Raw genomic sequence first — 5071 nt, forward strand, 5'->3', positions numbered from 1 at the left:
AAGAACCTAAACAAATAAATAGTCAAAACTTTTGAGTATAATAATTTCAAAATAAGCTAGATCAAACTTTAATTTGAGAGTTTGATCCTGGCTCAGGACGAACGCTGGCGGCGTGCTTAACACATGCAAGTTGAACGAGAATTTTTCGAGTGATTTCTTCGGAATGATCATGAAAAAGGAAAGTAGCGAACGGGTGAGTAACACGTGAGAAACCTGCCTTTCACAAAGGGATAGCCTCGGGAAACCGGGATTAATACCTTATGAAACCAAAGAATCGCATGATACATTGGTTAAAGATTTATCGGTGTTAGATGGTCTCGCGTCTGATTAGCTAGTTGGTGGGATAAAAGCCTACCAAGGCAACGATCAGTAGCCGGATTGAGAGGTTGAACGGCCACACTGGAACTGAGACACGGTCCAGACTCCTACGGGAGGCAGCAGTGGGGAATTTTGCACAATGGAGGAAACTCTGATGCAGCGACGCCGCGTGAGTGATGAAGATCTTCGGATTGTAAAACTCTGTCCTTAGTGAAGATAATGACAGTAACTAAGAAGCAAGCCCTGGCTAAATACGTGCCAGCAGCCGCGGTAATACGTATGGGGCAAGCGTTGTCCGGAATTATTGGGCGTAAAGGGTACGTAGGCGGTTTAATAAGTCCTAATTAAAAGGCTATGGCTCAACCATAGTATGGTTAGGAAACTGTTGAACTTGAGTAGATGAGGGGAAAGTGGAATTCCATGTGTAGCGGTGAAATGCGTAGATATATGGAGGAATACCAATGGCGAAGGCAACTTTCTGGAATCAAACTGACGCTGAGGTACGAAGGCGTGGGGAGCAAACAGGATTAGATACCCTGGTAGTCCACGCAGTAAACGATGAGTGCTAGTTGTTGGGAGTCAAATCTCAGTGACGCAGTTAACGCATTAAGCACTCCGCCTGGGGAGTACGTACGCAAGTATGAAACTCAAAGGAATTGACGGGGACCCGCACAAGCAGCGGAGCATGTGGTTTAATTCGAAGCAACGCGAAGAACCTTACCAAGGCTTGACATATATATGACGGATGTAGAGATACATCTTTTCTTCGGAACATATATACAGGTGGTGCATGGTTGTCGTCAGCTCGTGTCGTGAGATGTTGGGTTAAGTCCCGTAACGAGCGCAACCCCTATCATTAGTTGCCAGCAAGTAAAGTTGGGGACTCTAGTGAGACTGCCGGTGATAAACCGGAGGAAGGTGGGGATGACGTCAAATCATCATGCCCTTTATGTCTTGGGCTACACACGTGCTACAATGGTCTGAACAAACTGCCGCGAACTCGTGAGAGCAAGCGAATCAGAGAAAACAGATCTCAGTTCGGATTGTAGGCTGCAACTCGCCTACATGAAGTCGGAGTTGCTAGTAATCGTGGATCAGAATGCCACGGTGAATGCGTTCCCGGGTCTTGTACACACCGCCCGTCACACCATGGGAGTTGGCAATACCCGAAGCCGTCGAGCTAACCTTTTAGGAGGCAGACGTCGAAGGTAGGGTCAATAACTGGGGTGAAGTCGTAACAAGGTAGCCGTATCGGAAGGTGCGGCTGGATCACCTCCTTTCTAAGGAAAAGTTTTAGGAGAAATTAAGTATTCTAAGACAAAAGAAAAGAGAAATTATGACTCACAGTTTTGACTGTTTAGGAAAATTAAATATTTAATCTGGACTTTGTCCAGATTTTCTTATGGGGGTATAGCTCAGCTGGGAGAGCGCCTGCCTTGCACGCAGGAGGCCAGGAGTTCGAATCTCCTTACCTCCACCACTAAACAAATAAGTTTAGANATTTGAACCAAAACAATTAAATAAACATAGAATATTTCTGGTCAAACAGAAAAGAGCGCAAGGTGAATGCCTTGGCACATGGAGCCGATGAAGGACGCAAAGCAAGCGAAAACCACGTAGATCTGCACAAAGAAACGAAACGTGGGTATCCGAATGGGGAAACCCGTATGAGGAAGACTCATACACCCTTAAGTGAATACATAGCTTAAGAGGAGGAATACCCGGAGAACTGAAACATCTAAGTACCCGGAGGAAGAGAAAGAAAAATCGATTACCTGAGTAGCGGCGAGCGAACGGGTAAGAGCCCAACAGTGTATAAGGTTTGATAAGTCTAGTCGAATTAGCTGGAAAGCTAAACCATAGAAGGTAAAGGTCCTGTAGGCGAAAGATAAATTAAACTGACACGAACGAGTACCATCGAACACGTGAAATTCGGTGGGAATATAGGGGGACCACCCCCTAAGGCTAAATACTACCATGTGACCGATAGTGAACAAGTACAGTGATGGAAAGGTGAAAAGAACCCCGCAAGGGGAGTGAAATAGAATCTGAAACCTTGTGCTTACAATCAGAGGAAGCAGGCAAGATCTGTAACCTCGTACTTTTTGTAGAACGGGCCAGCGAGTTAAGGTAATAGGCAAGGTTAAGAAGTTAAGCTTCGAAGCCGTAGGGAAACCGAGTGTTAATAGCGCAATAAGTCTGTTGCTTTAGACCCGAAACTGGGTGATCTATCCATGGGCAGAGTGAAGTTGAAGTAAAATTCAATGGAGGCTCGAACCGGGTAAGGTTTAAAACTTATCGGATGACCTGTGGATAGGGGTGAAAAGCCAATCGAACTCAGAGATAGCTGGTTCTCCTCGAAATAGCTTTAGGGCTAGCGTCGAGATGAATGATTACTGGAGGTAGAGCACTGAATGGTCGCGGGGCATTTGATGTTACCAAGATCTATCAAACTCCAAATACCAGATAATTAAGCTCGGCAGTCAGAACGTGAGGGATAAGCTTCACGCTCGAAAGGGAAACAGCCCAGACCGTCAGCTAAGGTCCCAAAATCGTGTTAAGTGGTTAAGGATGTGATTCTACTCAGACAACTAGGATGTGGGCTTAGAAGCAGCCACACATTTAAAGAGTGCGTAATAGCTCACTAGTCAAGTGGAGTTGCGCCGAAGATAAACGGGGCTAAATACGATACCGAAGCTACGGAATTTAGAGACAAGAAGTAAATGATTAAAGTTTACCAGAAATATTATAAAGAAGAAGACGAAATTAAATTTCATACGTAAAGACATCATGTTATTCTCGAAAGAGAAAAGTGTATAAGTAGAAAAGTATAGAAACAATTTCAAGAAATGGATTTATGATAACAGTAAGTTTTAAGAAATTACTTCTCGTCTCTAAGTTGGTAGAGGAGCATTGTGTGCACGTTGAAGCTGAATCGAAAGATAGGTGGAGAGTACACAAGAGAGAATGCTGGCATGAGTAGCGAGAAGGTGAGTGAGAATCTCACCCGTCGAAAACCTAAGGTTTCCTGGGCAAGGCTCGTCCCCCCAGGGTAAGTCGGGACCTAAGCTGAGGCTGAAGAGCGTAGGCGATGGATAACAGGTGGAAATTCCTGTACTGCAAATATTCGTTTGACGATGTGTTGACACAGAAGGTTAACTTGAGCACGCGGTTGGAAAGGCGTGTCCAAGCACAAAGTTTGGTCTAGGAGGCAAATCCCCTAGGCTATAGATGAAGTGTGATGGGGACCGAAAAATAAGTAGGGAAGCAAGTGACACCACGCTGTCGAGAAAAGACACTAAGGAGAATAAATGCACCCGTACCGCAAACCGACACAGGTAGGTAGGAAGAGAATTCTAAGACGCGCGGAAGAACCATTGTTAAGGAACTCGGCAAAATGACCCCGTAACTTCGGGAGAAGGGGTGCCTGCTATGCAGGCCGCAGAGAGTAGGCCCAAGCGACTGTTTACCAAAAACACAAGTATCTGCTAAATCGTAAGACGAAGTATAGGTGCTGACACCTGCCCGGTGCTGGAAGGTTAAGGGGAAGGCTTAGCGCAAGCGAAGGCTAGAACTTAAGCCCCAGTAAACGGCGGCCGTAACTATAACGGTCCTAAGGTAGCGAAATTCCTTGTCGGGTAAGTTCCGACCCGCACGAAAGGTGTAACGATTTGGGCGCTGTCTCAACAATGGATCCGGTGAAATTGTATTAGTCGTGAAGATGCGACTTACCCACGCTAGGACGGAAAGACCCCGTGGAGCTTTACTGTAGTTTGATATTGGATTTTGAGTTCTAATGTAGAGTATATGTGGGAGACTGTGAGATAGTGGCGCCAGTTGCTATGGAGTCGTCGTTGGAATACCACACTTTAGATCTTAAGGTTCTAACCATGTACCGTTATCCGGTACTGGGACATTGTCAGATGGGCAGTTTGACTGGGGCGGTCGCCTCCTAAAGAGTAACGGAGGCGTTCAAAGGTTCGCTCAGAATGGACGGAAACCATTTACAGAGTGCAAAGGCAAAAGCGAGCTTAACTGCGACACCTACAAGTGGAGCAGATACGAAAGTAGGACTTAGTGATCCGGTGGTACCGAGTGGAAGGGCCATCGCTCAACGGATAAAAGCTACCCCGGGGATAACAGGCTTATACCCCCCAAGAGTTCACATCGACGGGGGTGTTTGGCACCTCGATGTCGGCTCGTCTCATCCTGGGGCTGGAGTAGGTCCCAAGGGTTGGGCTGTTCGCCCATTAAAGAGGCACGCGAGCTGGGTTCAGAACGTCGCGAGACAGTTCGGTCCCTATCCAGCGTGGGCGTAAGAAATTTGAGAGGAGCTGTCCTTAGTACGAGAGGACCGGGATGGACAGACCGCTGGTGTATCTGTTGTCATGCCAATGGCACGGCAGAGTAGCTAAGTCTGGCAGGGATAAATGCTGAAGGCATCTAAGTATGAAGCCCCCCTCAAGATTAGATTTCTGAAAGAGTCCTTGTAGAAAACAAGGTTGATAGGTCGAAGGTGGAAGTGCAGTAATGTATGTAGCTAATCGATACTAATAACTCGGAAGTTTGACCAGAAATATTCTATGTTTATTGAAGTATATGTGATATACTAGTTTTAGGTTTGAAAAGTAAATATGTGGTGGCAATGGCGAAAGGGATACACCTGTATCCATCTCGAACACAGAAGTTAAGCCTTTCAGCGCTGATGGTACTTGTCTGGAAACGGATTGGGAGAGTAGGACGCCGCCAAATA

General features: G+C 46.2%; 1 tRNA gene and 3 rRNA genes. All 4 read left to right on the forward strand.

Annotated elements, in window-relative coordinates:
• Positions 1–69 precede the first annotated feature (69 nt).
• The 4 genes from C4Q29_RS06285 (at position 70) to rrf (ending at position 5070) form a co-directional block, all read left to right on the forward strand.
• Positions 70–1598 (forward strand): 16S ribosomal RNA (locus C4Q29_RS06285).
• Between the two features lie 124 nt (positions 1599–1722).
• Positions 1723–1798: transfer RNA gene (locus C4Q29_RS06290), tRNA-Ala, on the forward strand.
• A 59-nt stretch (positions 1799–1857) separates the two neighbouring features.
• Positions 1858–4892: ribosomal RNA gene (locus C4Q29_RS06295) — 23S ribosomal RNA — on the forward strand.
• Positions 4893–4953: 61 nt separating this feature from the next.
• Positions 4954–5070: ribosomal RNA gene (gene rrf / locus C4Q29_RS06300) — 5S ribosomal RNA — on the forward strand.
• The 16S, 23S and 5S rRNA genes sit together here with 1 tRNA gene alongside, the layout of an rRNA operon.
• Position 5071 lies beyond the last annotated feature (1 nt).

This window comes from Helcococcus massiliensis (assembly GCF_900258485.1).
GTDB classification, from domain to species: Bacteria; Bacillota; Clostridia; order Tissierellales; family Peptoniphilaceae; genus Helcococcus; species Helcococcus massiliensis.